Below are 23,998 nucleotides of genomic sequence, written 5' to 3'. Positions count from 1 at the left end.
ACTGTGTCCTCCTCGTATTTGATGGGCCTATCATACGATAAAAACTGGCGTTGCGGCAAGCAACAAAAAATAACACGGCAAATTAGGTTGTATTTATCCTAAGATTTATATATACTATAGAAAAAAGTCTTAAGGAGGTACCCAAAATGACTATCGACACAAAAACTTTAATTTCCATTTCCGAAGCAAACCAAAATTTTTCCAAAGTCGCCCGCCTGGTAGACGAATGTGGTTCCGCTGTGATTCTGAAAAATAACGTTCCAAGATATCTTGTCATCGACTTCAGCAAAGCCGAGCAGGAAACCACTGCATCCGACGAGGATGTGTTAAGCATCTCAAAACGCCTGATGGAACAAAATAAAGAAGCATACGAGGTACTTGCTAAATGAAAAGACTGAGTAAAAAGCAGATTCTCATGCTGCATACTCAGTTGATTCAGCAAACTGGCGGAAGCGACGGAGTCAGAGATTACAATCTGCTGGACTCCGCTCTCGAAACGCCTTTCCAGTCCTTCGGCGGAGAAGACTTGTACCCCACCCTGCAGGCAAAAGCCGCAAGACTGGGCTATGGCCTGATCAAAAATCATTGTATGATTGACGGCAACAAACGAATCGGCACACACGCCATGCTTGTTTTTCTTGCCTTAAATGGAATCGAGCTGAGCTATACACAGAAAGAATTATACGAAACCATTCTTGGCGTCGCAGCCGGAACTATTACTTATGAAGGACTGCTGGAATGGATTCTGGAACATCAAAATTAAGTTGTATTATTTTCTAAATACCGGAACAAATGAAAACTTTTGTTCCGGTATTTTTTATAAAAATCAATTTTTCGCCAGAAAAATCGTCGTTTTATCTGTTTTAATAGAGTTATCAAAAAGAAAGGAGCTCAAAGCTATGACAAAAGACGAAATCAGAACCGCCGGACGCCTTGCTCACGATGCTTACTACGAAAAAGGCTACGATGCCGGCAGAAAAATTGCGGATGATCTGATAGGCCGCATGGTATTGGATGGCTCTAATACGCCTGAAAACATCAGTGTTTTTGAAGATGCTACCGGATACAGTTACAAATAAGATTTTCTCATCTCAGATGTCGTAACTGTTTCCCGGTCGGACAGCTGTCGGATACAGAACTACGATGGCTGTCGGACCACTGAATTTCATACTTCTGGAAAGGAGGTTAACAGCATGGCTGGATGGTAGGAACAGGTTTATTCTTTTCTTTTTTAAACATCTGGAGCGGTTGGAATTTACTTCACCGCTAATGTGGTAATTAATTATAGCAGGTGGCCTTTCTGGTCACCTGCTATTCTCTCAAATTTTTAAGGAGTCGTCTATGAATTCAGCAAAACAAGACCAACAATTAAAACAATTATTAAAAGGCTACCGTGTAATGACCGCAAGCTTAAAATCAAATTTAGAATCCTTTGGCATCGAAGTAACCAAACGCAAAAAACATTGGATTTTAAAATACCACGGATTTGTATTCAGCTGTCCCACCTTCTCCAGCGATTGCCGGTCCGGTATCAATTTAGCGCAGGAACTTATACGCGCTAGAAAACATGATGTAGTATATACGTATAAATCGTGCTAAAATACTACATATAAAAAGCACAGTAATTGGAGGGATATTATGAGTCAGAGAATTTTTCATATACTAATTGCAGAGGATATGGAAACAACCGTAGACTTGATGAAATATTATCTGAATAAAGAATTTTCCAATCTTGACATTTCCGTTGTCGGCACTCCGGATCCTGCTCTTTCTGACAAAGAGCTTCGCGCCAGAAACAAACACTTATTATCCTTCCGCTATGATCTGGCAATTATCGATTTCAATATGCCTTATCATTTTTTTGAAATATCCGATTCATACAAAAATGCCGGTGAATACGTTATTGACACCCTTGTCAAAAAAAAACCTGATATTCTTATTGTGATTCGTACCGTTTCTCCGGATCCCATTGAAATTTCCAGTGCTATCAACAAAGTGGAACGATATCGCTGCCAATATATCCGAAAGGAAAACCTCGATAATCCCGATGAATTTCAAAAACTGATAACGGTTGTAAAAAAACAATTAGAATGGATCAAAAAAGAATCTCCCGACAGAATTCAGGCTGGACGCTTGGAATATTTCCATAAATACGATGCTGCTTTAGCCTACGAGTACGGACCTGACAATTATAGGTCTTATCGGGATGATGAAATTTATCTCGGCAAACAGCTTATCGCAGATAAACTGACTGCGCGGCAGAAATATGTACTGTATCTTTATCTTAAAAATTTAAATCTGCCTTTATTTGACCGCGAAATCATCCAAAGTCTGCAGACAAATTACGCGGATGATTTTCTTGATTCCGCTTCTGTCAGCAAACGAATGAGAGAAAGTATTCTCAACAAATTACTGCCGCTTTTTGACAAAGCTGGATTGGAACTGATTTGCGAAAGAAATCCTTCGAAACGAACTCTGGTCATCAAAAGCAACATTGATTAAATCTTATGTAGAAAAGAGACTTATTCACTATGAAGAAAAGATATATTTTTTCATCTCCTTTTTTGGCACCTATTGCAATGCTCTTTATCATTGGAGAATTACTTTTTAAACAAATATACCTACATCCTGTGTCCAACATCCAACTAGGCTTGCTCTCCATTCCTGTTTATGGATGTTCCCTTGCATTTATTTTAAAAATTATAATTTTTGACTTATTGTTTCTTGAAGAATTTTTTGAAATTTTTATTTCCAGACGATATTATGGCTTTCCTTATTCAGAGATCTTTTGTTATCCCTTCTCTGCTCTTTGCATGATCAATTTTATTTTAGTTGTTTTGAACATCGGTTATAGTATCCTACATATCCGAATCACTGACTTTATTCACCTTTTCCAGGATCCAGGTGGATATTTATCTACATTTAACTATAGTCCGTTATTGCCAGCAATCCCCTTTTTATTATTATATCTTTTTTTATCTCTTTTGGCATGCTTCTATTATCTAAAAAACATATGGTTAACTACAAAAGGAGTAACCACGTCTGCTCCTCTCGACGATGGTTCTGACAAGATATCCCAAAAAATAGAAGTCATTTTTCCTGGCGAGCGTGATAATAATGATTCTTTCCAATTTCGTCTTCAGATAAACGGCGTACTTCTCTGTTTCATTGTATGTTTCCGTTTTCTTGTTTTAATGAATATTCACTTAAAGCCAATTGATCTTTGGGGCCTTGTTTCTTTTCTGTTTCTTGCCTTTTTTTTCCGCGAAAGCTCGCAGCGTAAAAAGCGGCTTTCTGATGATAAGTCTTTCTTCTACAACACAATAAAAGACAGTATCAACATCGATGCCGTCATCGATTGGAAAACATTACTGGAATTTAATACGCTCGAGCTGAACCGTCTGAAAGAAGTCGAAAAAAAATACAAAATCGCCAAAATCAGAAACACCCGCTGGCTGGAATTATATGAACACTCCATTATCAACAATCTTATGAATGTATATCATGCCGTCAAATGTCTGGATTTAAAAATCTACGATGTAAAAACAGCATTGGAAAAAATCGAACCCAGCATAAAAGAAATCGATGCCACCACCAGAGAATGCATGATGCTTTTACCAAGTTATTCCAATCATATCTTTGAAGACCTTGAACTGATTGCTTACCTGGAAAAAGAAATCCCTGCTCTGGGCGGACTTTTCGAGAGAAATGATATGATTTCCTGCTACCATACATCCGCTGATCTTTGTTTATTAAGCGCAGTTTTCAAAAACGTAAAAGAATATGTGCAGAATTATTCGGATCAGCCTTTTACCTGCCAACTTTCTCTGGATAAAGCAGACTGGTTAGTTGTTCATCTTAGTTCTCCTGTCGCAGACTCAGAAAATATTTCTTACCTTAAACGGGATGTCACAAGAGTCGCACAAATGTGGACGGAAGATCATATTAACGACTATTATCATTATCCCCTTAAACTTGTGATTGCCCAATTATATATGCAGGATATGAATGGATTTATGTCCTATCGTATTGAAAATGACTGTATGGTTTTTGATTTCCATTTTTCTACGCCGGAAAAAGAAAATTACCGTTCCTCTATCGAATTTCAGGAAATAAATCTTGTAAAATTTCTCAAAAATTACACAGTTTCTCTTGAAAACATGATTTTTTCCCCGTCAGACATTAAAACAATGATGCTTCGTACAAACGAACAGCTTTTAACAGAAATCCTGAATAACTTTGAATATTTCTTCAGCAGTATGTTATATTCGAAAGAGCATTCCTCAATACTCATAACCTTGAAAAAATCTGACGCAGCCTGTGAAATCTTTCTGTCCTTCCATTCTCAAAGAATAGAAGAAATGCCGGAATTTGCAAAAGAAACTTCTCAATATTTAAGAAACCGAAACGCACCTCTGTCAGAGCATATTTCCCTTTCTTTGCTGATGCTCGAAATCAAAATGGAACAGCTCGGCGGAAGTGTCGATCTTTCTTCTGATGAAGATATATTCAACTGTAAATTACTTTTTCCTACTGTATAATACAATGTGGGAGCTACCTTAATTGACAAACCACAAAATACTTGTCAATCAGGATGCTCCCACAAATTTTTAATATTTATTCTTTTCCCAGCAGATACTGATAAATATCCCTCTTCGTCACCCCGCGATCCTTCGCCACGAGTTTCATCGCTTCTTTTCTTGCAATCCCCTGGTCTTCATACCGTTTCATATGTTCCTCAATCGAAATTTCCTCAAACGCAGCCTTCGCCTCGTCCTCGATTTCTTTCTGGCTTCTGCCCTCGATGACAAGAACGCATTCGCCTTTCGGATCTTCCTGTTCGTAGCGAGTGATGGCATCTTCAAGCGTGGTCTGCCATGCCGTCTCGTGTTTCTTGGTCAGTTCCCGGCAGAGTGTCAGCCGCCGGTTGCCAAGCGTCTCCAGCAGCTCCCGCAGCGTTTTCAGCAGATGATGCGGCGCCTCGTACACGATCATGGTTCGTGTCTCGTTTTTCAGCCGCTCCAGCGCCAGTTTATGTTCTTTTTTATCCGGCGGAAGAAACGCTTCAAACACAAATCTTCTCGTCGAAAGTCCCGACAGCGTCAGTGCCGTTACACACGCACACGCCCCCGGCAGACTCGTCACTTCGATTCCGGCTTCGTATGCCATTTTCACCAGCTCCTCCCCCGGGTCTGAGATTCCCGGTGTTCCGGCATCGGTGATAAGGGCAATGTTCGTTCCCGCCAGCAGCTTCTGCACCAGCTCGCGGCCCTTGTCGTATTTGTTGTATTCATGGTAACTCGTCATCGGCGTATGAATCTCAAAATGGTTCAGCAGCTTAATGCTGTTTCTCGTATCCTCCGCCGCGATCAGATCGACCTCCTGCAGAATGCGGATTGCACGGAAGGTCATGTCCTCCAGATTTCCAATTGGTGTTGCACACAAATATAATTTTCCTGCCATGTTCTTATCTCCCGTCTCCATATAATTCCCGGATGTCCTTTGTATACACGCCCGGCGTCTCATACACAATCAGCGGTTTCTCCACGGTAATTCTCGGATTCCCGCCTTTCATCGCCTCGATCAGCACCATGTTCGGCTCCTTGTCCACAAACGGATAAACGAGCTGCATCCTTTTTGGTTCCAGATGATATTTTTTCAGCGTCGAAAAAATCTCCGCCAGCCGGAACGGCCGGTGCACCAGATAGAACCGTCCTTTCGTCTTTAAAACCGCCGATGCCTCTTTCGCAATATCATCAAACGAGCACAGCACCTCATGCCGCGCAATCGTCTTCGCCTCAAGCGCATTCGTCAGCCCGTGCTGCCCCGTCATGTACGGCGGATTGCACGTTACCACATCAAACACTTCTTTTCCAAACTGCTGCGATGCCGTCTTCACATCTCCCTGGAAAATCTCAACATCATTTTCCAAATGATTGTACCGCACACTCCGCTGTGCCATCTCGGCACTGTACTCCTGAATTTCCAGCCCGGAAAAATGCTCGCCGTTTGTCTTCGCCTTCAGCAGAATCGGCACAATTCCCGATCCCGTGCAGAAATCCATCGCCCGCTCCCCGCGCTTCACCTTCGCGTAGGATGCCAGCAGCACCGCGTCAATGCCATAGCAGAAAAGGGATGGATTCTGTATCATCCAGTAACCGTTCTGCAGATCATCGAGCCGCTCACCCGGCTTCAAAAATTCTTCTTTTCTATCCAATGAAAATCCCTCCTCCTGCTGACCGCCCAGCGCCGCATCACACAAAAAGAAGCGTCAGTTTTACCCGGCGCTTACTTTTTTCAAAATGCATTCCAAATCAATCTTATTCCGGCTATTTTGCCTCTTCCGAAGAAGCCTGCTCCCCGGAGCTGTTTCTGTCTTTTTTCTTCTCTTTGCCTTTTTCCTTCTTATGCTTCGGCTTGAACTTGAGCTCTTCCACCGGGCACTCCCGCATTTCCTTCTCATCGTTCACATCCACCAGCACTTTTACGAGCTGACGAAGCACATTCACACCGGAAACCTCACCTTTCATGCCGTCCGGCAGCGTTACGATATCGCCGACACCCGGCAGCTTGCGGTTCAGGTATTCATAGGTTTCCTGCTCGTTTTTCAGGCAACACATCAGTCGTCCGCAGACACCCGAAATCTTCGTCGGGTTCAGGGACAGGTTCTGCTCTTTTGCCATCTTGATCGAAACCGGTGCAAACTCGGACAGATACGTATGGCAGCAAAGCGGTCTGCCGCAGATGCCAATTCCGCCGAGGATCTTTGTCTCATCGCGGACACCGATCTGGCGAAGCTCGATTCTCGTCTTAAAGACAGCCGCCAGATCCTTTACCAGCTCACGGAAATCAATTCTTCCGTCGGCGGTAAAGTAAAACAGCATCTTGTTATTGTCAAACGTATACTCTGCATCGATCAGCTTCATCTCCAGGTTGTGCGCCCGGATCTTCTTCTGGCAGATTTCAAACGCTTCTTTTTCTTTCTTGCGGTTGCTCTCCTCCCGCGCATCATCCTTCGGCGTTGCAATGCGGATGACTTCTTTCAACGGCTGGATCACTTTGGAATCGTCAACTTCTTTTGGCCCCAGCACAACGAAACCATACTCTACGCCGCGCGCCGTCTCAACGATAACGTGGTCGCCCACGCAGATGTCCAGCTCTCTCGGCGAGAAATAATATACTTTTCCTACGTTTCGAAAACGTACTCCTATAATTGTTATCATGTTATCAGTTTTCCTTCATTGTCAGGAACATAAGCTCCATGGTTAAATCAAAATTAACATTCGCGTTCAGGCGGGCTCTCGCCTTCTGAATCGCCTCTATAATCTTCTCCAGGCCTTCGTATGAGCTCTTATTTGCTCTCTCACGGATTCCATTCAGCTCCTGCTTGAACACAAGGGAATCGACCTCTTTTGTCGCCTTAAAGAGCAGAACATCGCGGAACCATAAAGAAAAGATATCGAAATAATCATCAATATTGTCTTTTTCGGCCGTCAGTTTTTTGATCGTCTCCACGATTTCATACAGCGGCATACTGTCGGCGTACTTTGCCATGCGGAGTGCACTTTCCAGCGTCTCCTCGTATTCCGGAGAACGGGCAATCCGCTCTGCTTTTCCGATATTTCCCTGCGCCAGGGACGCATCAACCTCTGCCTGGTAATCCGGCACATGCATTTCGTTCATCAGATAATCTTTCACAAGCTGGTCTCCCACTGGTTTTAAATTTAACTGCACGCAGCGTGACGAAATCGTCGGAAGCAGCGCATCCGGGTTGTCTGCCAGAAGCATGACAACTGCGTAGGCCGGCGGCTCCTCGATCGTCTTCAGCAGCGCGTTCTGCGCCTGAAGTGTCAGCTTCTGCGCCTCGTCGATGATATAAATCTTGTACGGACTGCTGTACGGCTTGATCATCACATCGTTAATGAGCTGCTCGCGGATTTCATCGATGCTGATGGTGTTCGGCTTTTCATGCTTCACATAAATGATATCCGGATGATTCTGGCTCTGTGCCTTTTTACAGGACGGGCATTCCATACAGGGCTCGACCCCGTGCTTCTCGCACTGAAGCGTCATCGCAAACAGTGAAGCCATCATTTTCTTTCCCGATCCACTCTCTCCGCCAAAAAGATAAGCATGAGATACTTTATTCATCGAAATGGCATTCTGTAAATGCGTTATGATTTCCTGATGTCCTACAACCTTCTGAAAACCCTGCATAAAATCACCCCCTGGAGTTCTTTTGTATTTCTTACTAATACTGCATTAAGTATATCACAACTTTTTCTGTTGTTCCACAAAATTCTGAATTTCGGAAAAACAGTCTTCCGGCGTAGAATTATTGGAAAATCTGCGGACAATTCCAGCTTCCGCAATTTTCTCCTCCGTAAAATCCTCACAGTCCGCCAGGAATCTCCGGCACATCTCCGCGTATTTCGGCTCTGTCTGTTTTCTTTCCCGTTCCAGTGCCCGCGAAAGCCGCAGCCCGTCGTCCACCTCGACATACAGCGGAACCATCGCCTGCTCCCCGAAGTATGCCTTTAATTTCAGATACGATTCCAGTGTCCCGATTCCGAGATAATCATGCTTCGCAAGATCAATCTGCCCGTCATCCGCCGTAAAATAATACCACGGCCCCTGCACCGTCGAATACATGCGCTCCTCGATAATCTTTCCGGCCTCCCGCAGTTCCGAAAGCCGTTTTTCATCCACAAAGAAATACTCTCTTCCGTCCTGCTCCCCGCTCCGGATCGGCCGTGTTGTATACAGGACAAACGGTTTTAAATCCAGCGCCGTCTCCTGGATCAGATTCTCATAAATATGATCTTTCCCTGACGCACTTTTTCCCATCAGATAGTAAATTTTTCCCATTTTATCTCTCCCCGAAACACAGATTCTTTATGCCTTAAACCGATATCCAACGCCCCAGATCGTCTCGATATACTGCGGCTTTGCCGTATTAAACTCAATCTTTTCACGGATCTTCTTGATATGCACCGTAACCGTCGCAATATCTCCGATCGACTCCATATCCCAGATCTCCCGGAACAGCTCCTCTTTTGTAAAGACGCGGTTCGGATTCTCCGCAAGGAAGGTCAGCAAATCGAATTCTTTTGTCGTAAACTGCTTCTCCTCGCCATTCACCCACACGCGGCGTGCCGTCTTGTCAATCTTGATGCCGCGGATCTCCACGATATCATTTTCCTTCTTGCCGCTTCCGACCAGACGTTCGTACCGTGCCAGATGTGCTTTCACGCGCGCAACCAGCTCACTTGGGGAAAACGGCTTTGTCATATAGTCATCCGCACCAAGGCCCAGTCCGCGGATTTTATCAATATCATCCTTCTTTGCAGAAACCATGATAATCGGAATATCCTTCTTTTCACGCACTTCGCGGCAGATCTCAAAGCCATCCACCTCCGGCAGCATCAGATCCAGGATCAGCAGATCAAAATCCTCCTTGATCGCCCGTACAAGACCGGTGTCTCCCTGGTTTTCAATCTCCACCTCAAAGCCCGAAAGCTCCAGATAATCTTTCTCCAGATCTGCAATGGATTCCTCATCCTCAACAATCAGTATTTTACTCATGAAACAGGTACCTCCTGATATTTTCTTAATACAAAGTACATCGTGGTGCCCACCCCTTCTTTGCTGGTGGCCCACACTTTTCCGCCGTGGTCTTCGAGAATTTTCTTCACAATCGAAAGGCCAATTCCGCTGCCGCCCCTCGTGCTGTTGCGGGACGCATCGGTGCGATAAAAGCGATCGAAAATCTTCGTCAGATCCTTCGTCGCAATTCCCTTTCCGTTATCCTCAATCTCCACCTGCACAAAATCTCCGACATCGCGCAGACGGATGTTGATGACCTTATGGCTCTTGTCCATATATTTGATGGAATTGCTTACAATATTATTGATGACACGCTTGATCTGCTCCGCATCCGCAATGACGACCGGGTCGTCCTCGAGGTAATTAAAGTATGTCAGATCCACATGCTGCGCGTCAAGTTCCAGATTCAGCTCCTCCACGCAGTCATCAAAGTAATCTGCGATGTGGATTTTTGAAAACGTATACGGAATACGGTTCGTGTCAATCTTGGAATAAAACGTCAGCTCATTAATCAGACGATCCATCTCATTTGCCTTATTGTAAATCGTGCGGATGTAACGGTCCATCTTCTCCGGCGTATTCGCCACACCGTCCATGATGCCCTCCACATATCCTTTGACCGCGGTAATCGGCGTTTTCAGGTCATGCGAAATGTTGCTGATCAGCTCTTTATTCTCTTTGTCGAACTCAACCTTTTCCTCCGCCGTCTCTTTCAGCCGGATGCGCATCTCCTCGAAGTCCTCGCAGAGATCATTGATCTCTGCCACACCACACGGCTCCACGGTAAAGTCAAGATTTCCGTCTTTGATGTTCTGCGTCGCCTTCTTCAGCTGTCCGAGCGGGCCGATCACACCGCGGTAAATCCAAAGGCTCAGGCCAAGGCTGGTGAACACCAGAATCAGAACCGTCACAACAGCAAGTTCTCTTGCCATACCCGTAATCTGCGGCGCAATCTGATCTGTCTTGGTTACGATAAACGCACTGCATTCTTTTCCGTCCACGTTCTCATAGTCCACCTGTTTGACCATCCACTGTTTTTCATTTCGGAAATAAACACCGCCTTGGGAATTGGCGCCTGGATCGCCGTATTTCGGCAGCTCATTTTCCAGTTCCTCCGACGACAGCTCTGCCGATCCGTTGTAAATGATGGTTCCGTTTTCACACACCGCAATAAACGACTGTTTTTTCTTCAGTCTCGCATTCAGAATGGCGAGATAATCCGTTTCTTCCAGCATCGAGGTATCCGATTTTGCGGTCTTCTCCACCTCGTCGTACTCTTCTGCTGTCATCGCATTCAAAAGCAGCGTATTGTTCGAAATGGTTCGATACGTTGCGTTTGCGAGACCATATTTTTCACCAATGCTCTTCGTCTTATACCCTACAAAAAAGTAAAACGTTAAGGCGCACATCACAATCGGAACCAGTATGATGATGAAAAAAGAAATGATGACTCTCGTCCGTAATTTCATGCTTTTTTTCTTTTTTTCCATATAAAATTCACCTGTTTTCCAACACATATTTCGTATTTTCCGCGCCCGCAGGACAGAAAAAAATCCTCAGTACGCAGTCTAAATTTATTATAGCACAACGCCTGAGGATTTTTCATTAACTTAGATGAATCTTTCTAAACTTTCTATAAACACAAGGTTCGTACGAACAACCGTGTTTTAAAGGTATTTTTTCAGGTCTTCTACCTTGTCCAGTTTCTCCCACGGCAGATCCAGATCGTTTCTTCCGAAGTGGCCGTAAGCGGAAGTCTGTTTGTAGATCGGACGGCGCAGATCCAGCATTTTGATGATTCCAGCCGGGCGAAGATCAAAGTTCTCGCGAACGATATCGGTCAGTTTGTTGTCGGACAGTTTTCCTGTGCCGTAGCTGTCGATCATGATAGAGGTCGGATGAGCGACACCGATTGCGTAGGAAAGCTGAACCTCGCATTTATCAGCAAGACCTGCTGCTACGATGTTCTTTGCTACGTAACGTGCTGCATAAGCTGCAGAACGGTCTACTTTTGTGCAGTCTTTTCCAGAGAAAGCTCCGCCGCCGTGACGAGCGTATCCGCCGTAGGTGTCTACGATGATCTTACGGCCGGTCAGACCGGAATCTCCGTGAGGTCCGCCGATTACGAAACGGCCGGTCGGGTTGATGAAGAACTTGGTGTGCTCATCTACCATGTCTGCCGGAATGATTTCGTCGAATACGTATTTTTTGATATCCTCATGAATCTGCTCCTGGGATACTTCCGGATCATGCTGAGTGGAAAGAACAACCGCATCAAGACGGAACGGTTTGCCGTTCTCATCGTACTCTACGGTTACCTGTGTTTTTCCATCCGGACGCAGGTATGTTAAAGTACCGTCTTTGCGGACTTTGGTCAGCTGGCGAGCCAGTTTGTGTGCCATGTAGATCGGGTATGGCATGTACTCTTCGGTCTCGTTGGTTGCGAATCCGAACATCATTCCCTGATCTCCTGCTCCAATGGCATCGATCTCCTCATCGCTCATATTGTTCTCTTTTGCTTCGAGCGCTTTGTCTACACCCATAGCGATATCGGTGGACTGTTTGTCAATTGCAGTTACAACAGCGCAGGTATCTGCGTCAAATCCGTATTTTGCACGGTCGTAGCCGATTTCGCGAACGGTATCACGTACAACCTGCTGGAAATCAATGTGTGCGTTGGATGTAATCTCACCCATTACCATAACGTATCCTGTTGTAGTACAGGTTTCGCAAGCTACGCGGCTCATCGGATCCTGCTCAAGCAGCGCATCCAGAATCGCATCAGAAATGGCATCACAGATTTTGTCCGGATGTCCTTCGGTTACAGACTCAGAAGTAAACAGTCTTTTTTCCATTCTTTTTCTCCTTTTTTTCTTCTCTTCTCTTTTGCTTTTCGTTCGTGGGCTTTGGCTTTCCCTGAACATTTTTTCGTAAAAAAAGATCCGCAATTTTTAGCGGACCTGAATAGTAATGTTCAAATCCCCTTATTGTTCGAAAATTTCGCTCAGGCTGGCACCTTCCCGTACAGACCATTCTGTCTGGGGGTTGCCGTGGTTTCACAGATCCTATGTATCTCCACCACTCTGAATAAGAGAAAAGCAACTGAATTTTTGATTTTGTTTTTTGCTACTCTGATACACTATCGCAAAATACGCCATTCGTCAAGAGGAAATAAAAGGATTTGAGACATTTTCTTACTGTTGTCCCAAACATCCTTTCTTTTTTTCTGATTTTTCGGCTGTATCTTCTGTTATTTGTGAACAGATAAGAAAACTCTCCAAAACAGAGAGTTTTCTTATCTGCTGTATCGTTTTTTCTACTCTTCTGCTTTCATCTCGCGGACAACCTTCCGCAGCTTCAGAATCATGGACGGAGCAACAGAAAGCTCATCCACTCCCATTCGTACAAACTGCTCCGTCAATGTCAGGTCTGCACCGAGCTCCCCGCAGATTCCTGCCCATTTTCCGCATTTGTGTGCATTTTCCACCACCATGCGAATCATCCGAAGAACTGCTTCATGGTGTGGGTTGTAAAAATCATCCAGCTGCTCATTCTGACGGTCAATCGCCAGGGTATACTGAGTCAGGTCATTCGTTCCGATGCTGAAGAAATCCACCATTTCCGCCAGACGGTCGCTGATCATCACGGCAGCCGGTGTCTCGATCATAATGCCCTGCTCCGGAATTTTATACTGCACTTCCTGTTTTTTCAGCTCTTCCTCTACTTCTGCAACAATTGCGTAGATTTTTTCTACCTCTTCTGTTGATGTGATCATCGGATACATGACAGAAAGGTTTCCGTAAACGGCTGCGCGGAACAATGCGCGAAGCTGCGCTTTAAAAATTTCCGGCTGTTTCAGACAAATCCGGATTGCACGGTACCCAAGCGCCGGATTTTCTTCTTTTCCAAGATTAAAGTATTCTACCTGCTTATCTGCCCCGATATCCAGCGTACGGATAATCACTTTTTTGCCTGCCATGGTCTGCACGGCCTGTTTATATGCCTGAAACTGTTCTTCCTCCGTTGGGAAATCATTTCTTCCAAGATAGAGAAATTCACTTCGGAAAAGTCCGATTCCGCCGGCATCATTTTCCATCACATAGCCAAGGTCACCAACACTGCCGATATTTGCATAGATGTTGATCTTACGGCCATCCGGCGTAATATTTTCTTTTCCTTTCAGCTCCTCAAGAAGCTTCTGTTTTTCTGCTTCTTCCTGCATTCTTTTTTCGGTTTCCTTCCGCACATCCTCCTCCGGCTCAAAGATAACCTGACCTGAAAAACCGTCTACAACGGCCGTCATGCCTGTTTTCAGACCGTTTAAATCCATCGGGACGCCGATTAATGCCGGAATATTCATCATTCGCGCAAGAATCGCAGTATGAGAATTGGTAGATCCATGCACAGTCACAAACGCAAGTATTTTTTCTTTGTCCATCTGTACAGTTTCACTCGGACTTAAATCGTCTGCCACTATAACAGATGGTTCCATAGAACTCAGGTCGTTATCTCCCTCACCGCTTAAATTGCGGACCAGACGTTCGGAAATATCTTTTACATCTGCGGAACGTGCCTTCATATATTCATCATCCATAGCTGCAAACATCTCTGCAAAATTATCGCCGGTTGCTGCTGCTGCATATTCTGCATTTACCAGCTCTGTCCGGATCATGTTCTCCATTGATTCCAGATAGTCCTCATCCTCCAGCATCATCTGATGGACTTCAAAGATCGCCGCACTTGCCTCTCCAACTTCCCGGACTGCCTTGTCATACAGTCTGCCAAGCTGTTTTTTCGAAACCTCCACGGCTTCTTCCACACGCTTCACTTCTGCTTCCGGATCTTCAATCCGGGCTCTTTTAACCTGGTAATCATTTTTCTTCAGAACCGCAACCGGTCCCATAACAATTCCTTTATATACGGATTTCCCCTGAAAACACTGCATTTTTTATCCTCCGAGCGTATTTTTTACAGATTTGCTTCAAAAAACGCTTTCAGCGTCTCAATCGCTGCATCTTCGTCCTCTCCGTTTGCTGCAACGGTTACGGTATCTCCCTGCTTTACGCCAAGTGACATTAGCATCATCAGCTGAGTCAGTTTTTTCGTTTTCCCATCTTTTGTGATGGTGCATTCCGATGCAAAATTTTTTGCCTCCTTTACCAGCATTCCTGCCGGTCTTGCGTGGATTCCCAGTTCATCTTTAATGGTATATTCAAATGATTTCATGCTTTTATTCTCCTTCTTCTCTGTCCATAATCCGTTCTATGTGCATAGCGAGATATCCAATTTCGATCTCCTCCATCGGAAGTTTCAGCCTCTTTTCCATCTCCTCACAGATTCGTTTCGCCGCCTGAAAGGCTTTCGGAAACTTTACGGACATGTAGTCATTCATATTTACTTTCAGTTTTTCCCCACTGACCGCTCTTGCAACCATATAGCGGATATGGTTCATCATACGGTTATACGACAACGACATCACATCGATGGTATGCCCGGTGATATGCTCCACCAAAGAAATGCTCTCCCGGACTGCTCTTGCTACTTCCATGGCCTGTGAAACATTTTCCTCCACAATTGCCGAATGAACATGAAGTGCAAGATAGCCGATTTCATGTTCATCAATTTCGATCTGAAGCCGTTCTTTTAAAAGCTCCCTGATACAGGAAGCAACTTTATACTCTTTGTAAAACATCACACGGATATCGTCGGTGAGCGGATTGCTGATCTGCTCACCGTTCTGAATCCGCCGGACAGCAAAATCCAGATGATCTGCCATTGGAAAGACGATGGAACGGTCAATTTTTCCAAATTCCTTTTCTGCCTCGTCAAGCACGGCACTCGCCAGCTCCAGGCTGAGCGGAGAAACGCCCTGTACAATGGTTCTGGCATTTCCTCGCTCCGTCATCTCTGTCAGGGAATAAATGCGGGCATCGTCTCCCGGCTGTACACGCTGTCCCGTTTTTTTCCCAAATGCAATTCCTTTCCCCATGACCAGATATTCCCGGTTATTTTCTTCTTCCACCCCAATAAATGAATTGTGGTTCAGTGTTTTTGCTATCCTGTACATTCTTCTCACCCGTTTTTAAGGCACAGCTTACGCGAGAATCTCAATCGCAAATAAAGGATCTCCTGCTTTTACCGGTCCGTCTGCCAAAAGACGGATTCTCTGGTTCTCCTCCAGCTCTGTGCAAAGAACCGGTGACGTAACCGACGGCGCATGTGTTTTCAGATATTCCAGATCCAGTTTCAGCATCGGATCACCTTTTTTCACGGTCTGACCGCTTTCTACCAGTGCCTCAAATCCCTCTCCGTTCAGTTTTACTGTATCAATTCCGACATGAATCAGAAGGCTGACCCCGGAATCGGTTACAAATCCAATCGCATGTTTTGTGTCAAAAACAAACGCGACTTCTCCGTCCTCCGGAGCACGCACATAAGGATCTTCCGGTGTCACAACAGCGCCGTCTCCCATCATCTTTTCTGCAAACGCTTCATCCGGCGCAGTAGAAAGGTCGGCTGCCAGTCCGCTTATCGGGCTGCAGACAGTAATCGTATCCACAACCTTCTGTTCTTTTGTTTCCTGCGTCGGTTCCGCCTCTTTTGGGGTTGGTGTATTTTCTGCTTCCGCATACGTATTCGGAGCTTTTTCCAGATAATCCTCTAAATTTGATTTTATCACAGTTACATTGGGTCCGTAAATAACCTGTACACCATTTCCTTTATGCACAACGCCAGATGCCCCTGTCGCCTTTAAAATACCATCGCTGACTCTCGCTGCATCATGAACAGTACAGCGCAGTCTTGTCGCACAGCAGTCCACATCCGAAATATTTTTCTTTCCGCCAAGACCTTTTGTGATCGCTTCACTCATGGCATCTTCCGATGCCACCCCATCGTTTTGCGCCTCTTTTCTTGCATTTACATCTGCTTTCGTATAAAGCTTGGTTTCTACATCATCATCCTCACGGCCCGGTGTCTTAAAATCAAACTTTTTAATCATGAATTTGAAGATAAAATAATACAGGAAGAAATAAAGAATGCCGACCGGAATCACCCTCATCCAGCTTGTCTTTTCATTTCCCTGCAGAATACCGAACAGGAAGAAGTCCAGAAGTCCGCCGGAAAAGGTAAGACCTACCGCGATATTCAGGATGTGTGCGATCATATAAGCTGTTCCCGCAAGAATAACCTGCACGACAAACAACGCCGGTGCAACAAACAGGAAAGAGAATTCCAGCGGTTCTGTGATACCAGTTGCCATACACGCAAGTGCTGCGGAAAGAAGCAGGCCGCCTGCTGCTTTTTTCTTCTCCGGTTTCGCACAATGGTACATGGCAAGTGCCGCTCCCGGAAGTCCGAAAATCATAAAAATAAATTCTCCGGAGAAATATCTCGTTGCATCTGCACTGAAATGTGCGACATTCGCAGAATCCGCAAGCTGTGCGAAGAAAATATTCTGTCCGCCCTGCACCATCTGTCCTGCCACTTCCATGGTACCTCCGACTGCTGTCTGCCAGAACGGCATATAGAATACGTGATGCAGACCAAATGGAATCAGTGCTCGCTTAATCAGACCGAAAATCAGCGTTCCGACATAACCGGAGCCGGTTACCAGGCCACCCAGCGCATAAATGCCGTTCTGTACAACCGGCCATACAAAATACATTAAAATTCCCACAAACATATAGACGATCGTAGAAATAATTGGTACAAAACGAGTACCTCCAAAGAAAGAAAGTGCGTTCGGAAGCTGGATCCGGTAAAATCGATTATGAAGTGCTGCGACTCCAAGACCGACAATAATACCGCCAAACACACCCATCTGCAGCGACTGAATACCGCAGACAGAAGTGATGGTTCCTTCCAGAACAGATTCTGCAATTTCTCCGTTTTCCAGAATCTGACCCGTAATAGTCAGCATTGCGTTAATCGCTGTATTCATAACGAAATATGCAATAACGGCTGACAGGGCAGAAACCTCTTTTTCCTTCTTTGCCATACCAATTGCAACACCTACCGCAAAAATCAGAGGCAGGTTATCAAACACCGCACTTCCTACTTTGTTCATGATCACCAACAGCGCATGAAGAATTGTGCCGTTGCCGAGCAAACTTGTCAGCCCGTACGTTTCAATTGTGGTTGCATTGGTAAATGAGCTTCCGATTCCCAGTAAAAGTCCGGCTACCGGAAGAATTGCGATCGGGAGCATAAAGCTTCTTCCCACTCGCTGCAGAACACTAAAAATTTTGTCCTTCATTTTTTTACTCCTTGTGTAGTTTATACTTTTTACAAGAAGAGTTTCTGCGGTTTTGCATCTTTTTAGCCGGTTGTACTCTTTTTTCTAAAACAGAGCACAAAAAAGAGACACTAACCCACATAAACAATTCCTGTTATGTATAGTTAATGCCTCCAAAAATCGAGTTACACACTACAACTGTAGTTGAATATAGCACAGATAAATCTCTTTTGTCAAGTCAGTTCTTATGATTTCAGCTTTTTTCTTTTTATCCATTTTTCACATTCTTATGCATCTATTTTGTGCACAATAGCTAATCAACATCTTTTTTTTGAAATGTCATAAATTCAAGATCTTCCTGTTTCCATAGTTGTGCAGGCACATGCAATACTTCTTTACTTTCAATATCCTGCCACCGGCCTTCCGGAAGATACAGTTCATATTCATCTCTGTCAAATCCGGGTGAAATAAGCAATGCATCACCAAGCATATAAGACAGATTCTGTATCTTTGCGATTGGATCTTTCGGATATTCCATCACAAGCGGACGAATCATTGGAATACCAGACTGATGACTCTGGCAGGCGGTGTGATAAAGATATGGCACAAGTCGATGTCTGAAGTTAATCCATTTTTTTACTTCTTTTAATGCCATATCTCCATACTGCCATGGTTCCCGCGGTGTTTTACCGTGCGCTCTGGATAATGGCATCCACAATCCCATCTGCACAGAGGAAAGGTAATCTTCTATATTCGGACGTTCCTCATTTCCGATATAAATTTGTACCTTTTTAAATATCTTTTTTTACCAACACTGACCGCCTCAGCTTTGAAAGGTAAAAAATAATTCACAATAATAGTAGTAAAATTTAAGCCAATTTTTTCGCAATAAAGTAAAATAAAAGAACGGTACCTTTTATTGGACCGTCCTTTTTGTCAACATCTGTTTTATGCTGTTTTTACGCTCTTAATCGGAATTTCTGGATATCCTTTGCATTATTCACGCGCTCAATTTCAGCGCCGAGTCCTCGGAGCTTTCCATCGAAATCCTCGTATCCGCGCAGAATGTATACAATATCATCCACCACGGTAACACCCTCTGCTGCAAGACCTGCAATAACAAGTGCTGCTCCGGCGCGAAGATCCGGTGCGGAAACCTCTGCTCCGGTAAATTTCTCTACGCCGTCGATGATCGCCGTGTTGCCTTCTACTTTAATACAGGCGCCCATACGTGCCAGCTCATCCGCATATTTAAAACGATTTTCAAAAATACTCTCTGTTACAATACTCGTACCGTTTGCCAGTGCCAGTGTAACCGCGATCTGCGGCTGCATATCGGTCGGATAGCCCGGATACGGCTGTGTCTTTACGTGTGTTCTGCCCAGACGTTTGCTTGCGCTCACACGGATGGAATCGTCAAACTCTTCTACGTCGCAGCCAATCTCCTCGAGCTTTGCGGTTGTTGCTTCCAGATGCTTTGGAATCACGTTTTTAATCAGCACATCGCCCTTTGTGGCTGCTGCTGCAAACATATACGTACCTGCCTCGATCATATCCGGTACGACCGCATAGCTGGTTCCGTGCAGGGTATCGACACCCTTGATCCGGATCACGTCGGTTCCTGCTCCTTTGATGTTTGCTCCCATGCTGTTCAGGAAGTTCGCCACATCGACAACGTGCGGCTCTTTTGCTGCGTTCTCAATCGTTGTATTTCCTCTTGCCATCGAAGCTGCCATCATGATATTGATGGTGGCTCCAACAGAAACCATATCCAGGAAAATGTGGCTTCCATGCAGATCTGCCGCACTTGCCACGATTGCGCCGTGACGGATGCTTACCTCAGCGCCGAGTGCGCGGAATCCCTTTAAATGCTGGTCGATCGGACGGCTTCCAATGTTACATCCGCCCGGAAGCGGAACTTCCGCTCTTTTGTATTTTCCAAGCAGCGCGCCTAAAAGATAATAAGACGCACGGATTTTTTTGATATATTCATAGTCAACACTCAGATCACCGATAGTCGATGCATTGATCCGCACGGTATGACGGTCGATGCGGTCCACAGTAGCTCCGATCTCTGCAATTGCTTCCAAAAGTACATTAATATCGCTGACATCCGGCAGATTTTCGATCAGGACCGTTTCGTCGGTCATCGTTGCTGCCGTAAGAATTGCAAGCGCCGCGTTTTTTGCTCCCCCGATTTCCACTTCGCCCACAAGAGGATTTCCACCTCTGATGACATACTGTTCCATATATTCACCTCAAATTTTCTTTTTCATAACTTAACGAGTGTGTTTTATCCGAAATAACGATTCAAAGTCTGTTCTGCTGTTTTTTTTACACACTCTGGACTCACTGAAACGCACTGCTCCCCGCAGTAATTTTTCAGTCTCCCCTTATCTTAACTCAAATCTAATATTTTGTAAATCAATTTTAATATATTCCGTACTATTTCCGTTTTTTTCCACCGTTTCCGGTCAGGAATATTCAGAGAAACGTTATATGTAATTTCTAACTTTCAGAACATTTTCCTTATTATTACGTAATATTATGTTTTTGAAAATTCTCCGAATATTCCACCGTTCCTTCTTACATGCCAATCTGCTCGCGAAGTGCCAGAATCGTACCCTGGATATCCTTTCCGCTCTCATCGACCGTAATCTCGGCATACTGTTCATACAGTTTACTTCTCTCATCGTAAAGATCTTTGAGCGTCTGACCCTCTTTCAGCACAACGCCGCGTCCCTTCAGGTTTCCAAGACGCTTTGCCAGATCCTCATACGACAGCTTCAGGTAAACGATTATTCCAATCTCTTTAAAATGCTCCATCGCCTCTTTCCCGTAAATAGCGCTGCCGCCCGGTGCAATGACGCTTTCATCGGCTTCCAGAGTCGCATTGACCTCATTCTCAATCGCAAGAAAGCCTTCATTTCCCTCATCTGCAATAATCTCGCGCAGAAGACGTTTCTCCCGATGCTGAATCACAAGATCCGTATCAATAAACTCATACCCCAAAGCCTTTGCAAGGATAACGCCAACGCTGCTTTTGCCGGCTCCCGGCATTCCTATTAATATAATATTCCGTTTCTTCAAGTTTTATTCCTCCTGCTGTCCTGTATGTACTCTCGGAATCTTTTTGTTTCCTCTATCTCTGCAGATTTGTTCCGCCCTGCTTCATGATCTGCTCAATCTCTTTTTCGCTGACCACGTTGGCATCGTGCTGAATCATCAGCTTTAAGACGCTTGCAGAAATCGCAAAATCGATGGTTCTCTGCGGCGCAAAATCATGCGCCATCGCGTGAATCAGTCCTGCACCAAACGCATCACCGGCTCCGACTGCCTCAAAGCTGTGTACTTTGTGAACCGGGCTCTCATAGAATTTTCCGTCTTTCAGGTAAATTCCCATCCAGTCGCCGTCCTCCACGGTGTAGAGATTGCGCAGCACGCTCGCAACTGCTTTACAGTTCGGGAACTGTTTCTGAATTTCCAGCATGCCCTCTTTGTAAGACTCGATCTGTTCAATGCCGCGCGACATATCTCCATCATACGCCGGAATGCCAAGCGATGATTCAAAGTCCTCATCATTTGCAATGCAGACATCCACGTAAGACATCAGACGGCGCATGACGCGCTGTGCGTCCTTTGCTGACCACATTTTTCCGCGGTAGTTGAGATCACATACCACCTGGATTTTTTTCTCTTTGCAGAGCATAAGAGCGCTCTCCAGCGTCTTTTCGATCTCGCAGCTGATGGCCGGCGTGATACCGGAGAAATAAAAGAGATCCACGCCCTCGAGCAGTTTTTCCCAGTCAAACTCCTCCGCTTCTGCCATCGCGATCGCGCTGTAGGCGCGGTCATAAACCACGCTCGTCGGTCGGATGTTGGTTCCCTTTTCAAAATAGTAAATACCGACGCGGCCGCCGCCCCGCAGAACACGGGTCGTATCCACACCGAACCGGCGGATTTCATTGATGGCCGCCTGTCCGACCTGGTGCTCCGGCACTTTTGTCACGTAGGAAACATCGTTCCCGAGTGTTGCCAGAGAAACCGCGACGTTCGCCTCCGCGCCGCCGTAACTGGCTTCAAAGGTATCTGCCTGCAGTATTTTCAGATGCTCCGGTGTTTTTAAACGCAGCATCAGTTCTCCGAATGTAAGTATTTTCATGATAAAATCCCCTCCAGAAACATTTTGTTTTTCACCTCAATACCTTTTTATCTTACGCTGTTTTCTCCCCGGACGCAAGAAAAAAAGCGCAAAAAAGCGGCTTCCTGTTTCGATTCAGAAGCCGCTTTTTCTGCGTTTTCTCTTATTCTTTTACTGCTCCCAGTGTAATACCGGTTACGAAGTATTTCTGCAGGAACGGATATACAATCAGCATAGGAACAAGGGCGATAAATACCTTTGCTGCCTCCAGTGATTTGTTGGAGTTCTGTGCTAACTGCTGATACTGCTCTGCAGTCAGGGTTACGCCTACCGGGATCTGAACGGAGATCTGACGGATGTAGGTCTGTAACGGATAGTTCGTCTCTTTGTTCATTAATACCAGGCCCTGGAAATACTCGTTCCAGTAACCAACGGATGTAAACAGGACGATGGTTGCGATAACCGGTTTGGAACACGGAACTACAATCTGCCACAGGATACGCCACGGGCCGGCGCCGTCTACACGGGCTGCCTCCTCGAGGTCTCCCGGGATGCCGCGGAAGAAGTTCATCATCAGGAGTACGTTGAATACCGGAACAGAACCAGCCAGAACCAGTGCTGCCATCGTATCGATCATACCATAATTTTTAACGGTGATGAACCACGGAATGGTACCACCATTGAACAGCATACAGAATACCAGGATCCACATCAGGACATTTCTCGGTTTGTACTCTGTTTTGCTCTTTGCCAGCGGATAGGACATCATAATCAGGACAACCATGGTCCATATGGTTCCAATCACAACTCGCTTGATGGAAATCCAGAAGGAATTCCAGAATGCGGAATCACCCATAATCAGGCTGTAGGATTTTACGTTTGATCCGATCGGGTAAATCGTTACAAGACCACCCTCAGCGGCTGCTTTTGAAGAAATAGATACGCAGAACGTATACCATAACGGATAAAAACAGCTGAATGCCAGGAGAATCAGGATGATAGCATTTATGACTTTAAACGCTTTGCTGCCAAAACTCTTGCTTTCTATCATAATTTCTGCCCTCCTTAGAAAATCTTGTAATCAGCAAACTTGTAAGCACAAACATAAGAAGTAACAACCAGCACGAAGCTGACAACAGATTTAAAGAGACCTGCTGCAGTAGCCAGCGAGAACTGCATGTTTGTAATACCAATACGGTATACGTATGTATCGATGATATCACCAGTTTCAATAACCAGCTGGTTGTACATGTTGAATACCTGGTCGAAACCTGCATTCAGAACGTTGCCCATTGCCAGTGTGGTCAGAAGAACGATGGTCGGAACCAGTCCCGGGATGGTGATGTGCCATACACGTTTCCAGCGGCTTGCGCCGTCGATTGCGGCTGCCTCGTAAAGGCTCGGGCTGATGCCGGTCAGCGCTGCAAGATAAATAACTGCGTTGTAACCGAACTCTTTCCATACATCGGTTCCGATCAGTAACTGACGGAAGATGCCAGGCATGGTCATCGGAAGAACGGTATCCGTTGCACCCATTGCGCTGCGGACCGTGTTGAAAATTCCGTTTGCGCCAAGGATATTGGTGATGATGTTTGCAAGGATAACCCAGGATACGAAGTGCGGCAGATATACGATCGTCTGAACCGTCTTTTTGAACTTCATATTCTTTACCTCATTCAGCAGCAGTGCGAACACCAGCGGAATGATGATATTCAGAATAACCTTTGCGATTGCAATAATCAGAGTATTGACAAGTGCCCGTTTTGCATCCGGGATAACGGTCAGGTATTTAAACCATTTCAAACCTACCCACGGAGAGCCGAACCATCCTTTGCTCGGATTGTAATCCTGGAATGCCATTACAATACCAACCATCGGAACGATAGAAAACATAAACAGCCAGATATAACCCGGCAGAACCATTAACGTATAGTGAAAGGAATTTGACAGCCCGAGACGGCCTTTTTTCTTCTTCACGGCAAGCTCCTCCTTTGATGTCATTCTTTTAAAGTAGT

The 23,998-nt window shown here is 45.2% G+C and carries 24 protein-coding genes and 1 riboswitch; of the genes, 6 read left to right on the top strand and 18 right to left on the bottom strand.

From position 1 onward, the window contains the following. The first annotated feature begins 146 nt into the window (after window positions 1-146). The 6 genes from DWX00_RS10855 to DWX00_RS10835 all read left to right on the top strand — a co-directional run bounded on the left by DWX00_RS10855 (window position 147) and on the right by DWX00_RS10835 (window position 4,541). On the top strand, window positions 147-389 hold the full coding sequence (locus DWX00_RS10855; RefSeq protein WP_117762181.1) for a type II toxin-antitoxin system Phd/YefM family antitoxin: 243 nt from the start codon (window positions 147-149) through the stop codon (window positions 387-389). Then, window positions 386-763: a type II toxin-antitoxin system death-on-curing family toxin gene (locus tag DWX00_RS10850; protein ID WP_118595212.1), complete on the top strand. Its 378-nt coding sequence runs from the start codon at window positions 386-388 to the stop codon at window positions 761-763. Before DWX00_RS10855 ends, DWX00_RS10850 begins: the two co-directional genes overlap by 4 nt. A 136-nt stretch (window positions 764-899) precedes the next feature. Beyond that, a complete protein-coding gene (locus DWX00_RS10845) occupies window positions 900-1,079 on the top strand; it encodes a hypothetical protein (protein ID WP_118595211.1) in 180 nt (59 codons plus the stop codon). A gap of 262 nt (window positions 1,080-1,341) precedes the next feature. Continuing rightward, window positions 1,342-1,599 carry a hypothetical protein gene (locus DWX00_RS19465; RefSeq protein WP_147398246.1) on the top strand — a complete coding sequence of 86 codons (258 nt, stop codon included), beginning with the start codon at window positions 1,342-1,344 and terminating at the stop codon, window positions 1,597-1,599. A gap of 39 nt (window positions 1,600-1,638) precedes the next feature. Beyond that, a complete protein-coding gene (locus DWX00_RS10840) occupies window positions 1,639-2,502 on the top strand; it encodes a hypothetical protein (protein WP_118595210.1) in 864 nt (287 codons plus the stop codon). 29 nt (window positions 2,503-2,531) lie between these two features. Further along, the gene (locus tag DWX00_RS10835; protein ID WP_147398245.1) at window positions 2,532-4,541 is read left to right on the top strand and encodes a hypothetical protein; all 2,010 of its coding nucleotides are present in this window, start codon (window positions 2,532-2,534) and stop codon (window positions 4,539-4,541) included. A 76-nt stretch (window positions 4,542-4,617) separates the two neighbouring features. Here the strand turns inward: DWX00_RS10835 and rsmI are convergent, their stop codons facing one another. From rsmI to DWX00_RS10745, 18 genes are all read right to left on the bottom strand, one after another. Beyond that, a complete protein-coding gene (gene rsmI / locus DWX00_RS10830; protein ID WP_118595208.1) occupies window positions 4,618-5,463 on the bottom strand; it encodes a 16S rRNA (cytidine(1402)-2'-O)-methyltransferase in 846 nt (281 codons plus the stop codon). 4 nt (window positions 5,464-5,467) lie between these two features. Continuing rightward, a complete protein-coding gene (locus DWX00_RS10825; protein WP_055226320.1) occupies window positions 5,468-6,151 on the bottom strand; it encodes a tRNA1(Val) (adenine(37)-N6)-methyltransferase in 684 nt (227 codons plus the stop codon). Window positions 6,152-6,329: 178 nt separating this feature from the next. Then, the gene (locus tag DWX00_RS10820) at window positions 6,330-7,223 is read right to left on the bottom strand and encodes a PSP1 domain-containing protein (protein WP_022461269.1); all 894 of its coding nucleotides are present in this window, start codon (window positions 7,221-7,223) and stop codon (window positions 6,330-6,332) included. A gap of 4 nt (window positions 7,224-7,227) precedes the next feature. After that, entirely contained in the window at window positions 7,228-8,217 is a 990-nt protein-coding gene (gene holB / locus DWX00_RS10815; protein WP_022461270.1) for a DNA polymerase III subunit delta', read from the bottom strand. Between the two features lie 54 nt (window positions 8,218-8,271). Then, window positions 8,272-8,868 (bottom strand): guanylate kinase, encoded by a 597-nt coding sequence (locus DWX00_RS10810; protein ID WP_055267250.1) that lies wholly within the window; start codon window positions 8,866-8,868, stop codon window positions 8,272-8,274. Between the two features lie 27 nt (window positions 8,869-8,895). Next, entirely contained in the window at window positions 8,896-9,585 is a 690-nt protein-coding gene (locus tag DWX00_RS10805; RefSeq protein ID WP_117801792.1) for a response regulator transcription factor, read from the bottom strand. After that, complete coding sequence (locus tag DWX00_RS10800; RefSeq protein WP_117804562.1) at window positions 9,582-11,075, bottom strand: sensor histidine kinase; 1,494 nt, start codon at window positions 11,073-11,075, stop codon at window positions 9,582-9,584. Before DWX00_RS10800 ends, DWX00_RS10805 begins: the two co-directional genes overlap by 4 nt. A gap of 198 nt (window positions 11,076-11,273) precedes the next feature. Then, window positions 11,274-12,461, bottom strand: coding sequence for a methionine adenosyltransferase (metK, locus tag DWX00_RS10795; protein WP_055267252.1), 1,188 nt, complete (start codon window positions 12,459-12,461; stop codon window positions 11,274-11,276). Between the two features lie 126 nt (window positions 12,462-12,587). Then, window positions 12,588-12,700: riboswitch (SAM riboswitch) on the bottom strand. Window positions 12,701-12,922: 222 nt separating this feature from the next. Further along, window positions 12,923-14,551 carry a phosphoenolpyruvate--protein phosphotransferase gene (ptsP, locus tag DWX00_RS10790; RefSeq protein WP_118595207.1) on the bottom strand — a complete coding sequence of 543 codons (1,629 nt, stop codon included), beginning with the start codon at window positions 14,549-14,551 and terminating at the stop codon, window positions 12,923-12,925. A gap of 23 nt (window positions 14,552-14,574) precedes the next feature. Next, entirely contained in the window at window positions 14,575-14,832 is a 258-nt protein-coding gene (locus tag DWX00_RS10785) for an HPr family phosphocarrier protein (protein WP_117801790.1), read from the bottom strand. 4 nt (window positions 14,833-14,836) lie between these two features. Continuing rightward, a complete protein-coding gene (locus DWX00_RS10780) occupies window positions 14,837-15,673 on the bottom strand; it encodes a PRD domain-containing protein (RefSeq protein ID WP_022461277.1) in 837 nt (278 codons plus the stop codon). Window positions 15,674-15,700: 27 nt separating this feature from the next. Next, complete coding sequence (locus DWX00_RS10775) at window positions 15,701-17,863, bottom strand: PTS transporter subunit IIABC (protein WP_055267260.1); 2,163 nt, start codon at window positions 17,861-17,863, stop codon at window positions 15,701-15,703. Window positions 17,864-18,155: 292 nt separating this feature from the next. Beyond that, complete coding sequence (locus DWX00_RS10770) at window positions 18,156-18,566, bottom strand: TIM-barrel domain-containing protein (RefSeq protein WP_118595206.1); 411 nt, start codon at window positions 18,564-18,566, stop codon at window positions 18,156-18,158. Between the two features lie 235 nt (window positions 18,567-18,801). Then, the gene (locus DWX00_RS10765; protein ID WP_055226306.1) at window positions 18,802-20,091 is read right to left on the bottom strand and encodes a UDP-N-acetylglucosamine 1-carboxyvinyltransferase; all 1,290 of its coding nucleotides are present in this window, start codon (window positions 20,089-20,091) and stop codon (window positions 18,802-18,804) included. A 337-nt stretch (window positions 20,092-20,428) separates the two neighbouring features. Beyond that, complete coding sequence (locus DWX00_RS10760) at window positions 20,429-20,932, bottom strand: shikimate kinase (RefSeq protein ID WP_117801787.1); 504 nt, start codon at window positions 20,930-20,932, stop codon at window positions 20,429-20,431. Between the two features lie 52 nt (window positions 20,933-20,984). Beyond that, window positions 20,985-22,004: a sugar kinase gene (locus tag DWX00_RS10755; RefSeq protein ID WP_117510686.1), complete on the bottom strand. Its 1,020-nt coding sequence runs from the start codon at window positions 22,002-22,004 to the stop codon at window positions 20,985-20,987. Between the two features lie 142 nt (window positions 22,005-22,146). Then, complete coding sequence (locus DWX00_RS10750) at window positions 22,147-23,034, bottom strand: carbohydrate ABC transporter permease (protein WP_117510684.1); 888 nt, start codon at window positions 23,032-23,034, stop codon at window positions 22,147-22,149. 14 nt (window positions 23,035-23,048) lie between these two features. Beyond that, window positions 23,049-23,960 (bottom strand): ABC transporter permease, encoded by a 912-nt coding sequence (locus DWX00_RS10745; protein ID WP_238046142.1) that lies wholly within the window; start codon window positions 23,958-23,960, stop codon window positions 23,049-23,051. Window positions 23,961-23,998 lie beyond the last annotated feature (38 nt).

The organism is Blautia sp. AF17-9LB (assembly GCF_003479185.1).
GTDB classification, from domain to species: Bacteria; Bacillota; Clostridia; order Lachnospirales; family Lachnospiraceae; genus Fusicatenibacter; species Fusicatenibacter saccharivorans.
The sequence above is the reverse complement of the archived record's forward strand: the minus strand, read 5'-3'. Positions and strand labels throughout refer to the sequence as shown.

Coding starts and splice junctions, on each gene's coding strand:
- DWX00_RS10750 (WP_117510684.1), bottom strand. CDS start 23,034: ATGATAGAAAGCAAGAGTTTTGGCAGCAAAGCGTTTAAAGTCATAAAT.
- DWX00_RS10820 (WP_022461269.1), bottom strand. CDS start 7,223: ATGATAACAATTATAGGAGTACGTTTTCGAAACGTAGGAAAAGTATAT.
- DWX00_RS10775 (WP_055267260.1), bottom strand. CDS start 17,863: ATGAAGGACAAAATTTTTAGTGTTCTGCAGCGAGTGGGAAGAAGCTTT.
- DWX00_RS10850 (WP_118595212.1), top strand. CDS start 386: ATGAAAAGACTGAGTAAAAAGCAGATTCTCATGCTGCATACTCAGTTG.
- metK (WP_055267252.1), bottom strand. CDS start 12,461: ATGGAAAAAAGACTGTTTACTTCTGAGTCTGTAACCGAAGGACATCCG.
- DWX00_RS19465 (WP_147398246.1), top strand. CDS start 1,342: ATGAATTCAGCAAAACAAGACCAACAATTAAAACAATTATTAAAAGGC.
- DWX00_RS10840 (WP_118595210.1), top strand. CDS start 1,639: ATGAGTCAGAGAATTTTTCATATACTAATTGCAGAGGATATGGAAACA.
- rsmI (WP_118595208.1), bottom strand. CDS start 5,463: ATGGCAGGAAAATTATATTTGTGTGCAACACCAATTGGAAATCTGGAG.
- DWX00_RS10800 (WP_117804562.1), bottom strand. CDS start 11,075: ATGAAATTACGGACGAGAGTCATCATTTCTTTTTTCATCATCATACTG.
- DWX00_RS10845 (WP_118595211.1), top strand. CDS start 900: ATGACAAAAGACGAAATCAGAACCGCCGGACGCCTTGCTCACGATGCT.
- DWX00_RS10835 (WP_147398245.1), top strand. CDS start 2,532: ATGAAGAAAAGATATATTTTTTCATCTCCTTTTTTGGCACCTATTGCA.
- DWX00_RS10780 (WP_022461277.1), bottom strand. CDS start 15,673: ATGTACAGGATAGCAAAAACACTGAACCACAATTCATTTATTGGGGTG.
- DWX00_RS10825 (WP_055226320.1), bottom strand. CDS start 6,151: ATGATACAGAATCCATCCCTTTTCTGCTATGGCATTGACGCGGTGCTG.
- DWX00_RS10785 (WP_117801790.1), bottom strand. CDS start 14,832: ATGAAATCATTTGAATATACCATTAAAGATGAACTGGGAATCCACGCA.
- DWX00_RS10805 (WP_117801792.1), bottom strand. CDS start 9,585: ATGAGTAAAATACTGATTGTTGAGGATGAGGAATCCATTGCAGATCTG.
- DWX00_RS10770 (WP_118595206.1), bottom strand. CDS start 18,566: ATGGGATTGTGGATGCCATTATCCAGAGCGCACGGTAAAACACCGCGG.
- holB (WP_022461270.1), bottom strand. CDS start 8,217: ATGCAGGGTTTTCAGAAGGTTGTAGGACATCAGGAAATCATAACGCAT.
- DWX00_RS10765 (WP_055226306.1), bottom strand. CDS start 20,091: ATGGAACAGTATGTCATCAGAGGTGGAAATCCTCTTGTGGGCGAAGTG.
- ptsP (WP_118595207.1), bottom strand. CDS start 14,551: ATGCAGTGTTTTCAGGGGAAATCCGTATATAAAGGAATTGTTATGGGA.
- DWX00_RS10755 (WP_117510686.1), bottom strand. CDS start 22,004: ATGAAAATACTTACATTCGGAGAACTGATGCTGCGTTTAAAAACACCG.
- DWX00_RS10810 (WP_055267250.1), bottom strand. CDS start 8,868: ATGGGAAAAATTTACTATCTGATGGGAAAAAGTGCGTCAGGGAAAGAT.
- DWX00_RS10855 (WP_117762181.1), top strand. CDS start 147: ATGACTATCGACACAAAAACTTTAATTTCCATTTCCGAAGCAAACCAA.